Annotated in this window: 18 protein-coding genes; 13 read left to right on the top strand and 5 right to left on the bottom strand. The window is 69.9% G+C overall.

Annotated features, from left to right (window positions below; translation table 11 throughout):
* The first annotated feature begins 21 nt into the window (after positions 1-21).
* The 6 genes from FXO23_RS11240 to FXO23_RS11215 all read left to right on the top strand — a co-directional run bounded on the left by FXO23_RS11240 (position 22) and on the right by FXO23_RS11215 (position 4,613).
* A complete protein-coding gene (locus FXO23_RS11240) occupies positions 22-1,164 on the top strand; it encodes a M24 family metallopeptidase (RefSeq protein ID WP_158883721.1) in 1,143 nt (380 codons plus the stop codon).
* The gene (locus FXO23_RS11235) at positions 1,161-1,616 is read left to right on the top strand and encodes an Lrp/AsnC family transcriptional regulator (RefSeq protein ID WP_158883719.1); all 456 of its coding nucleotides are present in this window, start codon (positions 1,161-1,163) and stop codon (positions 1,614-1,616) included. Before FXO23_RS11240 ends, FXO23_RS11235 begins: the two co-directional genes overlap by 4 nt.
* Positions 1,617-1,633: 17 nt before the next feature.
* A complete protein-coding gene (locus tag FXO23_RS11230) occupies positions 1,634-1,870 on the top strand; it encodes a hypothetical protein (RefSeq protein WP_158883717.1) in 237 nt (78 codons plus the stop codon).
* A complete protein-coding gene (locus FXO23_RS11225) occupies positions 1,857-2,156 on the top strand; it encodes a hypothetical protein (RefSeq protein ID WP_158883715.1) in 300 nt (99 codons plus the stop codon). Before FXO23_RS11230 ends, FXO23_RS11225 begins: the two co-directional genes overlap by 14 nt.
* Before the next feature lie 83 nt (positions 2,157-2,239).
* On the top strand, positions 2,240-3,430 hold the full coding sequence (locus tag FXO23_RS11220; protein ID WP_158883713.1) for a glycosyltransferase: 1,191 nt from the start codon (positions 2,240-2,242) through the stop codon (positions 3,428-3,430).
* 64 nt (positions 3,431-3,494) lie between these two features.
* Positions 3,495-4,613 (top strand): FAD-dependent oxidoreductase, encoded by a 1,119-nt coding sequence (locus FXO23_RS11215; protein ID WP_158883711.1) that lies wholly within the window; start codon positions 3,495-3,497, stop codon positions 4,611-4,613.
* A gap of 3 nt (positions 4,614-4,616) precedes the next feature.
* Here FXO23_RS11215 and FXO23_RS11210 read toward each other — a convergent pair whose 3' ends face one another.
* Positions 4,617-5,690 (bottom strand): GDSL-type esterase/lipase family protein, encoded by a 1,074-nt coding sequence (locus tag FXO23_RS11210; protein WP_179956743.1) that lies wholly within the window; start codon positions 5,688-5,690, stop codon positions 4,617-4,619.
* A gap of 76 nt (positions 5,691-5,766) precedes the next feature.
* Here FXO23_RS11210 and FXO23_RS11205 point away from each other — a divergent pair, with 76 nt between their 5' ends.
* Positions 5,767-6,165, top strand: a complete 399-nt coding sequence (locus FXO23_RS11205; RefSeq protein WP_158883709.1) for an NUDIX hydrolase — start codon at positions 5,767-5,769, stop codon at positions 6,163-6,165.
* A complete protein-coding gene (ddaH, locus tag FXO23_RS11200; protein ID WP_158883707.1) occupies positions 6,162-6,938 on the top strand; it encodes a dimethylargininase in 777 nt (258 codons plus the stop codon). Before FXO23_RS11205 ends, ddaH begins: the two co-directional genes overlap by 4 nt.
* Here the strand turns inward: ddaH and FXO23_RS11195 are convergent.
* Positions 6,901-7,872, bottom strand: coding sequence for an SDR family NAD(P)-dependent oxidoreductase (locus FXO23_RS11195; RefSeq protein ID WP_158883705.1), 972 nt, complete (start codon positions 7,870-7,872; stop codon positions 6,901-6,903). The genes ddaH and FXO23_RS11195 overlap by 38 nt on opposite strands.
* Positions 7,873-7,928: 56 nt before the next feature.
* Between FXO23_RS11195 and FXO23_RS11190 the strand changes: the two genes are divergently transcribed.
* Entirely contained in the window at positions 7,929-8,354 is a 426-nt protein-coding gene (locus FXO23_RS11190) for a MerR family transcriptional regulator (protein ID WP_158883703.1), read from the top strand.
* Here FXO23_RS11190 and FXO23_RS11185 read toward each other — a convergent pair.
* Positions 8,326-9,420 carry a M20 family metallopeptidase gene (locus FXO23_RS11185; RefSeq protein WP_158883701.1) on the bottom strand — a complete coding sequence of 365 codons (1,095 nt, stop codon included), beginning with the start codon at positions 9,418-9,420 and terminating at the stop codon, positions 8,326-8,328. The genes FXO23_RS11190 and FXO23_RS11185 overlap by 29 nt on opposite strands.
* A gap of 188 nt (positions 9,421-9,608) precedes the next feature.
* Here FXO23_RS11185 and FXO23_RS11180 point away from each other — a divergent pair, with 188 nt between their 5' ends.
* Together FXO23_RS11180 and FXO23_RS11175 are read left to right on the top strand one after the other, a co-directional pair.
* The gene (locus tag FXO23_RS11180; protein WP_158883699.1) at positions 9,609-10,118 is read left to right on the top strand and encodes a mycothiol transferase; all 510 of its coding nucleotides are present in this window, start codon (positions 9,609-9,611) and stop codon (positions 10,116-10,118) included.
* Positions 10,119-10,297: 179 nt separating this feature from the next.
* A complete protein-coding gene (locus FXO23_RS11175; protein WP_218951957.1) occupies positions 10,298-13,018 on the top strand; it encodes an outer membrane protein assembly factor BamB family protein in 2,721 nt (906 codons plus the stop codon).
* Between the two features lie 5 nt (positions 13,019-13,023).
* Here FXO23_RS11175 and FXO23_RS11170 read toward each other — a convergent pair whose 3' ends face one another.
* Positions 13,024-13,833 carry an alpha/beta hydrolase gene (locus tag FXO23_RS11170; RefSeq protein ID WP_343034474.1) on the bottom strand — a complete coding sequence of 270 codons (810 nt, stop codon included), beginning with the start codon at positions 13,831-13,833 and terminating at the stop codon, positions 13,024-13,026.
* 698 nt (positions 13,834-14,531) lie between these two features.
* On the opposite strand from FXO23_RS11170, the gene FXO23_RS11165 reads away from it, so the two are divergent.
* Together FXO23_RS11165 and FXO23_RS11160 are read left to right on the top strand one after the other, a co-directional pair.
* On the top strand, positions 14,532-15,593 hold the full coding sequence (locus FXO23_RS11165; RefSeq protein ID WP_281356509.1) for a type III polyketide synthase: 1,062 nt from the start codon (positions 14,532-14,534) through the stop codon (positions 15,591-15,593).
* Positions 15,590-16,798 (top strand): cytochrome P450, encoded by a 1,209-nt coding sequence (locus FXO23_RS11160; protein WP_158883695.1) that lies wholly within the window; start codon positions 15,590-15,592, stop codon positions 16,796-16,798. The genes FXO23_RS11165 and FXO23_RS11160 overlap by 4 nt, the downstream gene beginning before the upstream one ends.
* Here the strand turns inward: FXO23_RS11160 and FXO23_RS11155 are convergent.
* A complete protein-coding gene (locus FXO23_RS11155; protein ID WP_158883693.1) occupies positions 16,788-17,312 on the bottom strand; it encodes a cupin domain-containing protein in 525 nt (174 codons plus the stop codon). The genes FXO23_RS11160 and FXO23_RS11155 overlap by 11 nt on opposite strands.
* Positions 17,313-17,399 lie beyond the last annotated feature (87 nt).

Below are 17,399 nucleotides of genomic sequence, written 5' to 3'. Positions count from 1 at the left end.
TCGACGCGCTACGCTCGGACCATGTCTCGCCGCTCCCTGCACACGCCAGCCCCGGACGCCGCCAGCCTGCGCGCCCGCCTCGACCGCGCCCGCAAGGCGGCCGCCGACGCCGGAGCCGACGCGCTGCTCATCGCGCCGGGCTCGGATCTGCGCTACCTGATCGGTCAGGCGGGCGGCTCGTTCGAGCGGCTCACCACCCTGGTCGTTCCGGCCGACGGGACGCCCGCGCTCGTCGTGCCGAAGCTGGAGGCCCCCGGATACTCCGACGTGCCGACCGGCGAACTCGGCGTCGAGGTGCTCACCTGGGTCGACGGTGAGGACCCGTACCGGCTCGTCGCGAACCGCCTGGGCAAACCGGGCCGGGTCGCGGTCAGCGACTTCACCCCGGCGCTGCACGTGCTGGCCCTGCGCGACGCGCTGACCGGCGCCGAGCAGACCCTGGCCGGTCCGGTGGTGCGCGAGCTGCGCATGCGCAAGGACGCCGCCGAGATCGAGGCCCTGCGCAAGGCGGGCGCGGCGATCGACCGGGTGCACGCCCGGGTCGGCGAGTGGCTCAAGCCCGGCCGCACCGAGGCCGAGGTCGGCGCGGACATCACCGCGGCGATCGTCGAAGAGGGGCACACCCACGCGGACTTCGTCATCGTCGGTTCCGGGCCGAACGGCGCGAGCCCGCACCACGACGTCTCCGACCGGGTGATCGAGGCCGGGGACATCGTGGTGGTGGACATCGGCGGGCCGATACCCGAGGGCTACAACTCCGACTCCACCCGCACCTACGCGGTCGGCGAGCCCCGCGACCCGGACGTGCTGGAGACCTACGCGGTGCTGCAGCGCGCCCAGCGCGCGGCGGTCGAGGCGGTGCGCCCCGGCGCCACCGCCGCGCAGATCGACGCGGCGGCGCGCGACATCATCGCCGAAGCCGGATTCGGCGAGTACTTCATCCACCGCACCGGCCACGGCATCGGCCTGGACGTGCACGAGGAGCCGTACATCATCGGCGGGAACGAGCTGCCGCTCGAGCCGGGGATGGCCTTCAGCGTGGAGCCGGGCATCTACCAGCCGGGCCGGTGGGGCGCGCGGATCGAGGACATCGTGGTGGTGACCGCGGACGGCGGCGAGGCGCTGAACACCCGCCCGCACGAGCTCATTGTGCTGGCTTCGTGAACCCGACCCAGCTCGAACCGCTCGATCAGGCGATCGCCCGCGAACTGGCCGCCAACGGCCGGTGCAGTTTCACCGATCTCGCGGAGAAGGTCGGCCTCTCGGTATCGGCCGTGCACCAGCGGGTCCGGCGTCTGGAACAGCGCGGCGTGATCCGCGGGTACGCCGCGCGGCTGGACGGCGAGCAGATCGGCCTGCCGCTGACCGCGCTGATCTCGCTCACGCCCAACGACCCCGGCGCCCCGGACGACTACCCGCAGCGGCTGGAGCACATCACCGAGATCGAGTCGTGCTACTCGGTGGCCGGGGACGAGTCCTACATCCTGCTGGTCCGGGTCGCCTCGCCACTGGGGCTGGAGGATCTGCTGCGCCGCATCCGGGAGTCGGCGAAGGTGTCGACGCGGACGACCGTGGTGCTGTCCACTCCGTTCGAGGGCCGTTCGCCCACGTTGTAGGGAGTACGATAATCGGTATGGCAACGCGTAAGGTCACACTCTCGCTGGACGCCGCCGCGCTGGAGTTCGCCGAACGGGCCGCCAAGGCCCACGGCGTGTCGGTGTCCTCGTGGTTGTCCAAGGCGGCGCGGCGCGAAGCGGTCCGCACCGGGTACCACGTTCCCGCCCGCCCGGCCGTGAACGCCGAGGCCTCCGCGGAGTCCGACGAAGCCGAGCGCGCCTTGGCCGAGGAGGACCTGCGTGAGGCGGGGTGAAGTCTGGACCTACCAACCACCCACCCGCACCACCCGAGAACGAACCGTATTGCTGCTGTCCTCGGACGGCGTGAATGATTCCGAGCGCCCGTGGCTGCTGGGCACGGAGCTGCTCGAAGAGGATCCCCAGGACATCCTCGGCGTTCAGATCGACGGCCGGTACTGGGTCTCCACCCTGAACCTCACCAGGCTCTACCGCGCGTGGCTCAACGACCGGGTCGCCGAGATCAGCCACGGCGTGCAGGAGCAGGTCGACATCGCCCTGCGCGCCGCACTGGACCTCTAGCCTTGCCCTTGATCCGGGTGGGGAACAAGCACACCCGGATCGCCTGAATTCCTTTCTTTCACGGTATCGACGGGGGTCGCGCGATGCGCGTGTTGTTGACCGGTCTGCCCATCCACTCCCACCTGGTGCCCGCGGTGGTGCCGGTGGCTCGGGCGCTGCGGCGCGCCGGGCACGAGGCCGCCATCGCCACCGGGGCGGCGATGGCGGCGGAGATCGAGCGGCACGGGGTTCCGGTGCTGGTGCTGCCGGATGTGCTCGCGCCGGAGGAGACCCGCCCCGAGCAGTTGGCCGACTCCGTGCCGGAGTTCTCCCTGGAAAAGCTGCGGCAGTGGCGGCCGGAGCTGACCGGGCCGCTGTCCCTGCCGCTGTTCAACGGCGCGCTGACCGCGCGGTTCGCGGCGAACCTGCTCGAGGCCGCGAAGGACTGGCGGCCCGACGTGATCGTGCGCGAGACCAACGAGTACGGCGGCTACCTGGCCGCGGAGGTACTCGGCCTGCCGCTGGCCGTGGTGGACATCGCGCCGCTGATCGTCCGGCTGATCCCCGAGCTGACCGAGCGGCTGAACGTCCTGCGCGACGACTTCGGCTTGCCGGCGATCGACTCGTTCACCCACGCGTACGGGCGGCTCGTCGCGGGTCTGCTGCCCGAGCGGTGGTATCCCGGCGCGTTGCGCACCCCGGGGCACCGCTACTACCGCGCGCCGGACGAACCCGGTGACCAGCCGCTGGACCCGGCCATCGCGAATCTGCCGTCCGACGCGCCGTTCGTGCTGGCCGGTTTCGGGTCGAACGTGCACACCCTGCTGGCCGCCGAATCGGAGTTGATGACCATCGCGGTGGAGGCGCTGGGCTCGCTGCCCGTGCGTGCCGTGGTCGCGCTCGGCAGTGACCGGGCGGTGGCCTCGTGGACCGGCCCGCGCCCGGCCAACGTCCATCTCGCGCCGTTCGTGCAGCAGCGACTGCTGCTCGGCGCGTGCGACCTGTTCGTCACGCACGCCGGTTTCAGCGGAATCCGCGAGTCGCTGTCGGCCGGGGTGCCAATGGTCGCCCTGCCGCTGTTCGCCGAGCAGCCCGAGAACGCCGCCCGGATCGACGAGCTGGGCGCGGGTGTTCAGGTCGACGCCGCCGGTCTCACCCCGGATTCCCTGGCCGCCGCGGTCAACCGGGTGCTCGACGAGCCCGCGCACCGCCTGGCCGCCCGAGCCTTCCAGCGGGACATCCTCGGCCGTCCCGCCCTCACCACCTTCGCCACCGATCTGGAGTCCCTCGCGTGATCGGCTAGTCGCTGTAAAAGTGAAGTCATTGCACTTTTACAGCCACTGTGGTTTTCTGGTGGACATGAACTCCACTAAATCCCCACGCGTCGCGATCGTCGGCGCCGGCCTCGGCGGCCTGATCTGCGCCCGCGTCCTGCAGCTCCACGGCCGCCCGGTCACCGTCTTCGAACGCGAAGAATCACCCCACGCCCGGACCCAGGGCGGGACGCTGGACATGCACACCGAAACCGGCCAGGTCGCGCTGCGCACGGCGGGCCTGCTCGACCGGTTCCGCGCCCTCGCCCGTCCCGAAGGCCAGGAGCAGCGCCTGCTCGACCACGCCACCGCCGCGCTCCTGCGCCACGAGCTACCAGTGGAGGGGGACGACGACCGGCCGGAGATCGATCGAGGCCAGCTGCGCGGCCTGCTCCTGGACTCCCTCACCGCGGGCACCGTCCAGTGGGGCCGCGCGGTCGCCGGAGTCACCCCGCTCGGCGACGGCACGTCCCGCCTGCGTTTCGACGATGGCGCCGCCGAGGACTTCGATCTGGTCATCGGCGCCGACGGCGCCTGGTCGCGGGTCCGCCCGGCCCTGTCGGACGCCACCCCGGAGTACACCGGTGTCACCTTCGTCGACATCGGCTTCGACGACGCCGACACCCGCCATCCCGCCCTCGCGCGGCTGGTCGGCCAGGGCACCATGCTGGCGAAGGCCGACGGCAAGGGCGTGTTCGCCCAGCGCAACAGCAACGGCCACGTCCGCGCCTACCTCGCGCTCCGCGCCCCGGAGAACTGGCACGAACTCGCCGGTCTGGATCTCGCGGACACCGAGGCCGTGCGCGCGCACCTGTTGCCGCGGTACGACGGCTGGGCCGAGAGCCTGCTCGATTTCCTGCGGGACAACGACGGCGAGTTCGCCAACCGGCCCCTGTTCGCGCTGCCCGTCCCGCACCTCTGGGACCACGTGCCCGGGGTGACCCTGCTCGGCGACGCCGCCCATCTGATGCCACCGCTCGGCGTGGGCGCCAACCTCGCCCTGGTCGACGGCGCCGAACTGGCCGAGGCCCTGGTCGCCGAACCCAGCGTGGACGCCGCTGTCCGCGGCTACGAGAGCGTCATGCTGCCGCGTTCGGCCGAGATCGCGCGGGCCTGCGCGGAAGGGCTCGGCCACCTGCTGCCGCCGGTCCCGGCACTGACCTGACCGTCACGAGGGCGGCCGGATGCTCGCCGCGGGATGCAGGTTCCCATCCGCGCCGGCCAGGCACGCCGAAGCCGGTTCGGTGGTGCCGAGGAACTCGGTGAGGCAGCGGCCGAACTGGGCGTGCCCGTTCGCGTTGGGGTGGAACGATTCCTGGGTCGCGTGGCTGGCCCGGTCGATTTTGGTCAGATCGCTCAGCTGCAGGCTCAACCGGCTGAACCACTCGGACGCGGGATTGTCCCCGCCGGTGCACGCCTCGTGGCCGTTTCCGGCGCGGGACAGGTCCAGGAACCGGGCGCCCGCCTGGGTCGCCGCGGTGCGCAGGCCGTCGGTCAGCACCGGCACGCCCTCCTGCCGGACCCAGTTCAGATCCTCGATCCGGAACGGGCAGCCGTTGAGATTGCGCAGGTTCTCCGGGACGCCCGGGCCGATCGGCGCCGCATAGGACTGCAGGACGAGCTGGTAGTCCTCGGGCAGGTAACCGGCGTTCGCGAGCACCTTCTTCACATCGCCGAGCGCGTTGACGACCTTGGGCACCATCGCGTCGACCTGGGGTTTCCAGTCCTGGCGCAGTTTTTCGCTGCACGGCGGGGCGCCGGAGCTGAACCAGGCCTTCACGCAGTCGGCGATCCGGGCGGAGAAATGCGGTTCGTCGTTCGCCCCGATGGCGATCACCACCGCGGCCACGCGATGCGTGCGGGTCAGCTCGGCGAGCCGTTGCGCCTGCGAGGTTTCGGTCCACTGCTTGACGTCACCGAGCGCGATCTGCGCGGAGGGGGCGCCCGAGCACGCGAGGTTGACCTTCTGCTCGATCCCGGGAACGTCGGTTTCGAACACCGTGGCCTTGGGGGAGCGGTGGCACCAGTTGCCGTTCAGCCCGTCGGTGTCCGGGGTGTACCCGCCCGCGCCCTCCCCGGAAAGCGTGCTGTCCCCGAGCGAGACGATCGTGAGTGGACCGGTCCCCGGTGGACCGTGCCGCCGCTGCGGCGGGGTCTCCGGACCGGAGAACACGAACACGGCCAGCAACGCCACCACGAAGAGGACAGCGCCCCCGGCCACCCACCACCGAAACCTTCGCATCGCTTCCGAAGTCTACGGATCGCGCTGTGATGGCGGTGCGAAAGTAGGCTTCCGCCACAGGCCGGGAAGGAGATCCGTGGAGACCATCGACAAGATCGCGTGGATCCGACTCGAAGCCGGGAAGATCCTCGGCACCCGATCACGCGGCAAGGACGTGTACTACCTCCCCGGTGGCAAGCGCGAACCCGGGGAAACCGATGTCCAGACCCTGGTCCGGGAAATCCGCGAGGAACTCGCCGTCTCCGTCGAGCCCGCGAGCGCGACCCCCTTCGGCGTCTTCCAGGCCCAGGCGCACGGTCACGCCACCGGAGTCGAGGTGCGGATGACCTGCTACACCGCCGACTACCAGGGGACGCTGACGGCCAGCAGCGAGATCGAGGAACTCGCCTGGCTGAGCTACGCCGACCGCCACCGCGTGTCCCCGGTCGATCAGGTCATCTTCGACCACCTGCACCGCACCGGGCGGCTGGGGTGAGCGGCGGTGAGCGGATCGCGCTGGTCCGGCGGCCGAGTTCGCGGCTCGCCGAGGGATTGGTGACCCATCTCGACCGCGTGCCGGTGAACGTCGAACTCGCGCTGAGCCAGCACGACGCCTACCGAGCGGCCCTCGCGGCGGCCGGCTGGGAGGTCCGCGAGGTCGAACCCGCCGACGACTGCCCGGATTCGGTGTTCGTCGAAGACGCCCTGGTCGTCTGCGACGATCTGGCGGTCCTCACCCGTTCCGGCGCGCCGGAACGCCGGGGCGAGCGGCCCGGCGCGGAACGGGCCGCCCGCGAACTCGGCCTGCGCACCGCAGCCGTCGAACCGCCCGGCTGCCTCGACGGCGGGGACGTGCTCCAGGTCGGTGCGGCGGTGTACGTCGGGCGCGGCGGGCGGACCAACGCCTCGGGCATCCGGCAACTGCGCGCCCTGCTCGAACCGCTGGGCCGCCGCGTGATCCCGGTCCGGCTGCGCGCGGTCCTGCATCTGAAGTCCGCGGTGACCGCGCTGCCGGACGGCACGTTCCTCGCGCTGCCCGATCTGTTCGAGCCGGGGGCGATCCCCGCGGCACGTCCGGTCGAGGAGGAGGCCGGGTGCCACGTGGTTCCGCTCGGCGGGGACGAGGTCCTGATCAGCGCATCCGCTCCGCGCACCGCGGGGTTCCTGGACGACCTCGGTTATCGGGTCCGGGTGGTGGACATCGGGGAGTTCGAGAAGCTGGAAGGCTGTGTCACCTGCCTGAGCGTGCTGGTTCCGGCGCCCCGGTGAACGCGTCCAGCCCGGTGAGTTCGCTGGACAGTTCCCACAGCCGGGCGGCCTCGGCCGGATCGGTGGCCCACGGTTTCACCCCGCCGACGAGCATGTCGTCACCCGTGGCGGGTTCGGCGAGGTCGCAGTCCTGGCAGTAGGCCCCGCCGTGACCGTCGAGCAGCGCCGAGGTCGCCGCCCACACGGCCGTTGCCGCGCCCTGCGCCGGTGTTTTGAACCCGGCCGCCGGTTCGCCGTCCGCGGTGATCCAGCCCTGCGCGAGCTGCTCGTCGCGGGGGACGTGCCGCTGGAGCGGGGTGAGGATGCTGCCCGGGTGCACGGCGAACGCCCGCGTGCCGAGCGCGTCGAGCCGCCGGGCGAAGAGGGCGTTGGCGGTTTTCGACTGCGCGTAGGCCAGCCACCGGTCGTACCCGGTGCGGAAATGCACGTCGTCCCAGCGGATCCCGGAGAGGAAATGACCGGACGAGGCGACCGAGACCACGCGCGCCCCGGGGGCCAGCGCCGGGCGGAGTCGGTTGACGAGGGCGAAGTGGCCGAGGTGGTTGACCGCGAACTGCGCCTCCCAGCCCGGCCCGACCCGGGTTTCCGGGCACGCCATGATCCCCGCGCCGGCGATGAGCACGTCGAGGGTGCTGCCGGTCTCCAGGAACCGTTCGGCGAACACCCGGACGCTTTCCAGATCCGCCAGATCCAGCTCCCGCACCTGGGTTCCGTGGATCCCGTGCAGAGCTTCTTCCGCGGCCACGGGCCTGCGGGCGGGAACGACGACCCGGGCGCCCGCCCGGGCGAGGGCACGCGTGGTCTCCAGGCCGAGACCGGAGTAGCCGCCGGTGACCAGGGCGGTCCGGCCCGACAGGTCGATTCCGGCGAGCACCTCGTCGGCCGTGCTGCGGGCGCCGAATCCGGTGCCGAGTTTGTGTTGCGTCGCTGTCATGTCCGCGAGACTAGAAGCTAGAGTGCGAGCTAGATCAAGCTTGTAGGCTCGGCGGTATGACCGAGCTGTCCATCGGCAAGGTCGCGGAGGCGACCGGGCTGAGCGTGCACGCCCTGCGGTTCTTCGAGCGCGAAGGCCTGTTCCTGCACCCGATTTCCCGGTCCAGCGGCGGGCGGCGGATCTACGACTCCGCGGACGTCGAATGGCTGAAGCTGTGCAACCGCCTCCGGGACTCCGGGATGCCGATCGCCACGATCAAGGAATTCGCCCGGCTCGTCCGGTCGGGGCCGGGCAACGAATCGGAACGTCTCGAACTCCTGCGGGAACATGAACGGGCCGTTCGGGCCAAGATCGCCGAATTGAACGCGAGCCTCGAAGTCATCCACACCAAGGTCGTCACCTACGAGAAGCACCTTCGCGAGGGCACCGCCGCCGGGCTCTGGGCGCCGAAGGTCAGCTCAGATCCTGGAGAAACCGGGTGAGCGCGCGGTAATACGGCACGATCGTGGTGATGTCCGCGTATTCGTCGGGCCCGTGCTGGCCGTGGCCGCCGATGCCGAAGATCACCGCGTCGATGCCGTGCTGGTAGAAGAAGCGGGCGTCGGCGGCGCCGTGCTTGCGCAGGAATTCGCCGGAATACCCCTGGCTCTCGGCGGCGCGCCGCAGGGCCCGCACCTCGGCGCTGTCCGGATCGGCGCGGTGCGGCGGGTCGATGCGCTCGACCGCGGCGGTGACCCCGGGCAGGCACCGGGTGGCGAGCCATTTCTCGATCTCGTCGGCGCCGGGACCGTTCAGCTCGGTGTCCTCGGGCGGGAACCGGATGTCCAGCCAGGCGGAGGCTTCGGCGGGAATCTGGTTGAACGCGGTGTTGGGCGTGTCGATCCGGGCGAGGTTGATCGTGGTGCGCCAGGCATCCGCGGCCGGGGGCGGGTAGGCGGCCAGCAGGTTGTCCACGCTGCGGATCAGTTTGACCAGGGCGTTGTCGCCGAGCCAGGGATAGGCGCCGTGCGCGGCGCGGCCGGTCGCGTGCAGGGTGGCGGTGAGCAGGCCCTTGGACTCGTACACGATCCGCAATCCGCTGTGCTCGCCGATGACGGTGAACCGTCCGGTGACGCCCCGGTCGAGTTGGTGCAGCGTGCCGTCCCGGCCGCCGACCTCCTCGTCGGCCACCAGTTGCAGCGCGATCGGGTACGGCAGCGCGCGGGCCAGTTCGCGGAACACCACGGCCTGCACCAGGGCCGAGACCTTCATGTCCTGGGCGCCCCGGGCGAACAGGCGGTCGCCCTCCCGGCGCGGTCGGAACTGCTCGGGCGGCGCGGGCACGACGTCGAGGTGCCCGTTGAGGATGACCCGGAACTCCGGGCGCCGCGCGTCGCGGTAGACCAGCGCGCTCGGCTTGCCGCGGGAGGAGAACCGTTCGACCGTCCAGCCGGGACCGACGACGTCGAGTACGAACTCCACCGCCCGGTGCAGATCGTCCACCCGGTCCGCGGTCGACGGGATGGCCAGCAACTCCTCGGCGGTCACCAGGAAATCGTCCAGATCCATCGTTTCATCGTGACCGGTCCGCGCTGGATCCGCGACCGGTCCGCCGCGGGTGGCTTCTGGTCCACAGTGGACCGTCGCCGGGCTGCTCCCGGTTCAGGTCCGGCCGCGGGCCGCGGTAGTGTTCGAGGGGACCGGAGTTGCGTGTGCCCTGGGGCGGCTCCAGGCTGGGGAGCAGGAGGTGGCGCCGGATGAACGTGGCGGAAGTGCTGACCGACGGATACGAGCGAGTCCGGGGTGTCGTGCACGATGCGGTGGACGGGCTGGACGCGGAACAACTGTCCTGGCGCGCCGACGCGGACGCGAATTCCATCGCGTGGCTGGTGTGGCACCTGACGCGGGTCCAGGATTCCCACATCGCCGAAGTCGCGGACCGCGAGCAGGTGTGGATTTCCGACGGCTGGTACGACCGGTTCGGCCTTTCACTCGCCGCGGAGGACACCGGGTACGCGCACGATCCCGACGAGGTCGCCGCGGTGCGGGTGACCGATCCGGACTTGCTGACCGGCTACTACGACGCGACCCACGAGCAGACCGTGCGATACCTGTCCGGCCTCACCGATGCCGATCTCGATCGGGTGGTGGATCGGAACTGGAGCCCGCCGGTGACCCTCGGGGTCCGGCTGGTGAGCGTGCTGGACGACGACATCCAGCACGCGGGCCAGGCCGCCTTCGTGCGCGGCCTTCTCCTGCGGCGGTAATCTGAACGGTCACCATCCGCGTGGTGAACTATCCGTCCACCCGCCCGAAGAAGCGGACATTTCACTTAGGGTGTCCGGTTGTGAGAAGAGTGATTCCCTGCGCCCTGGCCGTTTTGAGCTTGCTGGGCGTGCAATCACCGCACGTCCACGCGGCACCGTCCACGACCACCGTTCGGGGAGTGGTTTTCGAGGACACCAACGGCAACGGGACGCGGGACGGCGGGGAACCGGGACTGCGCGACATCTCGGTAACCGACGGCGAGAACTGGGCGAGGACCGACGAGTCGGGGGCCTACGCCATTCGGATCGACCCGGAGCGCCGGGAGACCGATCTGGTGTCGGTGATCTCCCCCGACGGGTACACCCCGGCGCTGCGCGCGGACTACGTGCCGAAGTTCTTCGTCCAGGTACCGGAAGGCGGCCCGGCCGGCGGCGTGGACTTTGCGCTCGTCCCGGATCGGCACGCGGCTGATCCGCTGGAGACCTGGCAGATGGTGTCCGACTCGGAGACCGACAACCGCTCCGATTCCTCGGCCTCCGCCACTTTGGCCCAGTGGACCGGGCAGGTCGCCGCGATGGCGAAGAACCCGGCCGCCACCCTGACCATCGCCACCGGTGACCTCACCGTCACCGACTACACCGGGGTGCCACGCCGTCAGGGCAGCTACGACATCCTCCGCAAAGGGCTCACCGAAGGCCGGTTGGGGCACCCGTTCTACCCGGTGATGGGCAACCACGACGCGGGCGGTACCAGCACGGCGACCGGTTACTCCGCGAGCATGGAGATCTACCGGCGCAATCTCGGGCCGGAGTGGTACAGCTTCAACCGCAACGGCCGGCACATGGTCGTGCTGGAGGACAACTACGACACCACCGGCCTGGCCCCACAACTGCGCTGGCTGCGCGAGGACCTGCGCCGCAACGCGGTGGGCCGCCAGGTGTTCGTCTTCGCGCACCGCTCGCTGTTCACCCAGTACGGCCCCGGCTCGGCCATCCAGCCGCTGGTCGACGAACTGGCGAAGTACGACGTGCGGATGTTCGCGGCCGGGCACGACCAGCAGAACGAGTTCCGACGCGGTGCCTTCCCGCGGTCGGTGGAGATCAACAACATGGGGGCCACCTACGGCATCGACGGTGCCCGCCCCGGGTACAACCTGCTCGACTTCTCGGGCATCACCGATGATCCGAACACCCCGCAGAACGAGGACGTCGGCTACGTCGCGGGCGACCATCGGCAGTTCCACCTGCACGGCGGTGTGGCCGTGGTGAGCCCGGCGCAGTCCAGTGTGTACCAGCAGTTCGAGAAGATCCCGCTGAACCTGTACGCCGAGGACGACGGCCGCACGCCCCAACACGCCACGTTCAGCGTGCGGGACTTCCTCGGCCGCGTGGTCTGGCGCGAGGACGTGCCGTTCGGCGCGAAGACCAAGCCCGAGGGCATCGTGAACTGCTACGCCGGGGAGTCCTGCCCGCGGGCGCACGACAACTGGACCACGGCCCGCTCCACCATCTCCAGCCTGTTCTTCGGAACCTACCGGACGGAGATGGTCGCCTACGACACGACCGGAAAGCCCTGGCCGGCGGCGCGGACCACGTTCCGGGTCGCCCCGCCGTTCGCCCTGCACCCGCCCCGCGCCGACGGTGACTGGCCGCGGCAGGGCGGCGACGAGCAGGGCAGCTCGTCCAGCAGGTCTGACCCCGGCTCGGTGCTGGACCAGCGCTGGACGGCGAACACCGGCGAGCAGTTCAACCTCAACGGCGCCGCCGTGGACGGTAACCGGGTCATCGTCACCTCGCAGGCGTTCGCCTCCCCGTACCAGCAGGTCCTGGCCTACGACCTGCGCTCGGGACGCGAACTGTGGCGCACCTACCTGGACGGGGACGTGGAGTCCTTCCCCACGGTGCACGACGGGAAGGTGTACCTGACCACCGGGGTGGGCCGGCTCTACGCGCTGAACTCCGCGGACGGCAGGATCGCCTGGCAGGCCGTGGAAAACGAGGAACAGCACGGTGCTTCGGTCCGCCGCTACGGCCGGATGGGCGGGCCGCTGACGGTGTTCACCCTGGCCGAGCAGAAACGCTCGGTCGCGGTGTACCAGACGTTCGCCGGCAGCAGGATCGCCTGCCGGGACGCCGCGACCGGCGCCCCGCTGCCCGGCGGGTTCAGCGCGCCGGGCGGCTGGGGCGAGTTCCACAGCACCGCCGTGCGGCAGCCGGGGTCCAGCACCGCGTACCTGCACTCCGGGTCGAGCCAGACCGCCATCGCCATGGACCTCACCACGTGCAGCCAACTGTCCTCAGTGGACACCGCAGGCGGTCTGTACAGTCAGTCGTCTCCCGCGCTCACCGGCGACGGGCAGCTGGTCACGATGACCGCCTCCGGACTACGCGGCCACGACACCAGGAACGACAACAAAGTGTTGTGGTACACCAAGATCGAGGGGAGCAAGTGCGAGCCGGGGCCACCGCAGGTCACCAGCCCGGCGACGCGGGGCAGCCTGGTCTACGTCGCCGCCGCGGACGGAGTGGTACGAGCCTTCGACACCCGCGGCGCCGATCCGGGCAAGCCGCTGTGGGAGACCCCGGTGGGCTACCCCGCCGGCAAGAGCCCGATGGACGACCCCTGGCGGGTGGCCGCCGGGTGCACGGGTGCCGCGGCCGGTGCACCGGCGATGCACGCCCTGGTCACCGAGTCCGTGGTGTACGCCGGAACCTGGGACGGTCGGCTCGTGGTAATCGACCGCCGCACGGGGAAGCTGCTGGACCAGTACACCCTCGGCGGGGCGGTGGCCTCCGCGCTGTCGGTCAGCGGTGACTGGCTGTTCGCGCTGACCACGGACGGCACGGTGCACGCCCTCGCCGCCCGCGACCAGCGGTTCCCGCTGCCTTCCCTGCCGTAGGCGTTCTACGGACCCGCCAGTTCGATGATGGCGTCGATGAGTTCCGGGCCGTCCAGCAGCACCGGGTCGTTGTGGTCGGCCCCGGGCACCTCGACCGTCCGCCCGTGTGCCGCCGCTGCCACCGCGCGGCTCTGCTCGGGTGGGACGATCGAATCGGCAGCGCCGTACACGACCGTGACCGGTGCTCTTGTCCGTGACACGTGCTCCGCGGCCGGAAACGTGTCCAGCAGCAGCCAGCGCACCGGGAGGAACGGGTAGTGTCGCCGGCCGACGGAGGCGAGGTCGACGAACGGCGAACGCAGGACCAGCCCGGCCGGGGGGTGTTCGGTGGCCAGTTCGGCGACCACCGCCGCGCCGAGGCTCTCGCCGAAGTACAGCAACCGCTGCGGCGGCACTTCCGCGTCGCGTACGAGGAACTCACGGGCGGCACGGACGTCCAGCGCGAGCCCGGACTCGGTCGGGTCTCCGGTATTGCCGCCGTAGCCGCGATAGTCGAGCAGCAGCACCGACAGCCCACGCGCGTTGAGCGCGTGCGCGAGCGGAGCCCGGAGAGACCGGTTTCCCGCGTTGCCCGGGGCGACCAGCACGGTGGCCCGCGCGCCGTCGACGGGGGAGTACCAGGCCGCCAGCCGCAAGCCGTCGCCGGTGACAAGGGTGACGTCCCGCCCGCCGGGCAGAATCTCGGCCGCATCCGGCAGCGGCCCGCCCGAAGGCAGGTAGATGAGCTTGCGTTGGAAGGCGAAGGCGCCACCGAAGACGACCGCCACGATGGTGACGACCATCGTAAGTCCGATCAACACCCGCCTGCGCACCACACCATCATGCACACCGCCCAACACATCCACCCGCTCAGCGCGGCGCCCTCCCGGGCCCGGACGCCAACCCACGGCAGAGCCGCCGCGCAACCCGCTCAACTCGGCAAGAAGCGTGTTGCGCCCCGATGCGCTTCGTCATATCTCCGGCGATAGGTCCGAACGTGGGCGCAGCTGGTTGTCCGGACGTTCACTGCCCGGGACCAGTCGATCCGATTGGCCGCCCGCATCACGCCACCCTGTTCGGCCAGGCGATCATGCCGCTCGACAACGCAGAGGCAGCGTCACCCATGGTGTTAACCGCTCTAATCCGGCCTTCGACGGTCCACACCCGGCGGTCGGGGTCACGCCACGCGACGCTGTCCCCAGTAGGCATCCCACGACCGTGGCCAGGCCACACCAACACGAGTGAAGTGCGAGCGTGCGGGGATAGGCCAGCACAGGCAGGGCACTCGATGTTGTGTGGTGTCCAACCTCGACGGTAAAGGATTGATCATGCGTTGTGTTCGGTCGGTACTGGACGGCGCCCGCCGGTTCGGCCCCCTCCTCACTGGAACCGCCCACCCTGACCCCAGCACATAACACCAACAACAACCGCAGGTCGCCGCGACGGCGCAACTTTTACTGCGGCATCAATAAGGAGGATCGGGATGGCCGTTCTCTGCCAGCCCGCGGTTGTGGTCCCCGAGTACGTCATCACGTTGGAGGAGACCCTCACCCTCACTCGCAGGATGCATTCCAGACACCCTGACCTGCCGTTGGTGTTGCGGCTGGTCGAGAACACCGGGGTGCGGACTCGGCACCTCGTCCGGCCAATCGGCGAAACCATGCGCCACGATGGCTTCGAGCAGCGGAACCTGGTCTACGAGAAGCAGGCGAAACGGCTTGTGCCGGTGGTCGTGGAGCGCGCGTTGGCCAACGCGGGTCTGCGCCCGGACGAGGTTGACATGATCGTGTACGTGTCGTGTACGGGGTTCATGATGCCGTCGATGACCGCGTGGCTGATCAATTCCCTCGGTTTCGGTAGCAGCACGCGGCAGTTGCCGATCGCGCAGCTTGGTTGCGCGGCAGGAGGGGCGGCGATCAACCGGGCACACGATTTCTGCACTGCCCACCCCGACCGCAACGTGCTCATCGTGGCCTGCGAGTTCTGCTCGCTGTGCTACCAGCCCGAAGACCTGGATGTCGGCTCGCTTCTGTCCGACGGTCTCTTCGGCGACGCGGTCGCGGCCGCCGTGGTGCGCGGCGAAGGCGGCTGTGGCATGCGCTTGGAGCGCAACGCTTCCCACCTGATTCCGGACACCGAGCGCTGGATCTCGTACGCGGTGAAGGCCAGTGGGTTCCACTTCCGGCTCGACAAGCGGGTGCCGGGCACGATGGAGCCACTGGCGCCGGTCCTGCGCGATGTGGTGGACGAGCACCGCTGGGACGTCTCGAACCTGGATTTCTACATCGTGCACGCGGGTGGTCCACGCATTCTCGACGACTTGTGCAAATACCTCGACGTGGCGCCCGAGTGCTTCCGGCACAGCCGGGCCACGCTGACCGAGTACGGCAACATCGCGAGTGCCGTGGTACTCGACGCGTTCTACCGGCTGTGCAGCCAGGAACCTCCGCGACACTCGGCTCGCGGCGTGATCGCCGGCTTCGGGCCCGGGATCACGGCCGAGATGGCGCTCGGCGCGTGGCGGTCCGACTCAGCCCGTGAACGCCACACGGTGATCCCCGATTCCCATCTGTCCGTTTTGGAAGGACGGTCATGACCCGACAGCGCTCCGTGCACTACTACGAGCCACAGGACATCGTCGGCCTGGCGTTCGACCCGGTGCTGGACGACCTGTTGCGCAACGAGCCGGTGGCCAGGATCCGGTTGCCCTACGGCGAGGGTGAGGCGTGGCTGGTAACGCGATACCACGACGTCAAGTTCGTCACCTCCGATCCCCGGTTCAGCCGGGCCGCCGTCCCCGGCCGGCCGGTGCCGAAGATGACCAAGCACTTCGTCCCACTCGACCGTGCGGTCAGCTATTCCGACCCACCCGAGCATGCCAGGGTTCGCAAAGTGGTCGCCAAGCCCTTCTCCCAGGCCGGTGTGGAGCGGCTGCGGCCGCTCGCGCAGCGGACCGCGCACAACCTGGTCGACGCCCTGGTGGCTGGAGGGCGACCAGGTGAGCTGGTGCGGCAAGTCCTGCACCCTTTCCCGACGATGATGATCGGCACCGTGCTGGGTGTGCCCGCCTCCGACTGGCCGCAAATGTCCTCGTGGGCGGAAACGTTGTTGTCGGTGGCAGCCGACCAGGAGGCCGCCGATCGCGCGCAGGCAATCAAGGCTCAGGCGGGTGAGTACTTCCGTGGCCTGGCTCGACAGCGGCGTGAACGACCGTGTGAGGACTTGATCAGCGTGCTGGTCGCCGCCGTTGACGACGGGGCCCTCGTGGAGGAGGAGTTGCTGGCGCTGGTGAGCCTGATGCAGTTCAACGGTGGGCACACGGTACGGACCAACACCTCCACGATGGTCTACACCCTGCTGACCCGCCCGCACTTGTGGGCGAGGTTGCGGACCGAGCCCGAGGTGCTGCCGCGCGCGGTGGAAGAGTTGCTGCGTTTCGTCCCGCACAAGAGCGGTGTCGGGCAACCCCGGATCGCCACCGAGGACGTCGAGGTCGGCGGCGTGCTGATCAGATCCGGTGAGGTCGTCTACGTCTCCTACGTGACCGCGAACTGGGATTCCACCGTCTACCCGAACCCGGAGCAGGTCGACTTCGACCGCCCCGAGGTGCCGCACCTGGCCTTCGGGCACGGCCCCCATTACTGCATGGGGCCGGGCCTGGCCCGGATGGAAGCTCAGGTCCTGCTGTCCACGCTGGTGCAGCGATTGCCCGAGCTGCGTCTCGCGGTGCCTGCCGAACAGCTACCGTGGTTGTCCAGGTCGCTAGTAAGGGGCCTGGTCGAAATTCCGGTCACGTGGTAGGCGAGAAACGCAGTGGGGTGAGCTGCTCGATGTCGTAGCGCCTGCGCAACTCCTCAACAGCCTCGGTGTCGGCGGCACCCTGCCCGGAGAGGATGTCCACCAGTTCCTCGAAGTATCGCTCGTGCCGCGACGGCGGCGAGCTCTGGAAGAACATCCTGGCCTCCGTGTGGCTGCGGTTGGCGAAGGCGTGCGGACACCCCGGGGGCACGAACACCAAGCTGCCCGGCCCCGCGCGGAACGTACGTTGGCCGGTGCTGCTGCGCCACTCCTGCCAATTGCCCGCAGTCCGCTCGACGGGTTCGAAGGCCAGCAACTCCAGCTCGCCGTCGAGCACGTAGAACAGCTCCTCGCTCTCACTGTGCACGTGCGCACCAACATCGAACCCCGGCGGCACCACCACCTCGAAACTGGAGGCAAACCGCGACTCGTGTCCGGTGACCTTGAATGTCACCTCCTGCGCGCTCGTCCGAAGCTTGCGCCCCTGCCGCGGTGGCACCACCAGTCCATCAGCCACGGCCGCTCCTTCCCCTTTCCCCGGCTCCCGCCAGGAGTACTACAGCCCTACTGGGGTAGCACCTCACGGCGAGACGACACCTGTTCG

Source organism: Amycolatopsis anabasis (genome assembly GCF_009765355.1).
Classification (GTDB): domain Bacteria; phylum Actinomycetota; class Actinomycetes; order Mycobacteriales; family Pseudonocardiaceae; genus Amycolatopsis; species Amycolatopsis anabasis.
Note: the sequence above shows the minus strand (reverse complement) of the source record. Positions and strands in the feature narration are given on the sequence as shown.

Bases quoted from the DNA above. Each gene is read 5' to 3' on its own strand.
- FXO23_RS11160 (WP_158883695.1), top strand. From the start codon at position 15,590: ATGACCCGACAGCGCTCCGTGCACTACTACGAGCCACAGGACATCGTC.
- FXO23_RS11215 (WP_158883711.1), top strand. From the start codon at position 3,495: ATGAACTCCACTAAATCCCCACGCGTCGCGATCGTCGGCGCCGGCCTC.
- FXO23_RS11240 (WP_158883721.1), top strand. From the start codon at position 22: ATGTCTCGCCGCTCCCTGCACACGCCAGCCCCGGACGCCGCCAGCCTG.
- FXO23_RS11185 (WP_158883701.1), bottom strand. From the start codon at position 9,420: ATGGATCTGGACGATTTCCTGGTGACCGCCGAGGAGTTGCTGGCCATC.
- FXO23_RS11195 (WP_158883705.1), bottom strand. From the start codon at position 7,872: ATGACAGCGACGCAACACAAACTCGGCACCGGATTCGGCGCCCGCAGC.
- FXO23_RS11180 (WP_158883699.1), top strand. From the start codon at position 9,609: ATGAACGTGGCGGAAGTGCTGACCGACGGATACGAGCGAGTCCGGGGT.
- FXO23_RS11230 (WP_158883717.1), top strand. From the start codon at position 1,634: ATGGCAACGCGTAAGGTCACACTCTCGCTGGACGCCGCCGCGCTGGAG.
- FXO23_RS11210 (WP_179956743.1), bottom strand. From the start codon at position 5,690: ATGCGAAGGTTTCGGTGGTGGGTGGCCGGGGGCGCTGTCCTCTTCGTG.
- FXO23_RS11220 (WP_158883713.1), top strand. From the start codon at position 2,240: ATGCGCGTGTTGTTGACCGGTCTGCCCATCCACTCCCACCTGGTGCCC.
- FXO23_RS11190 (WP_158883703.1), top strand. From the start codon at position 7,929: ATGACCGAGCTGTCCATCGGCAAGGTCGCGGAGGCGACCGGGCTGAGC.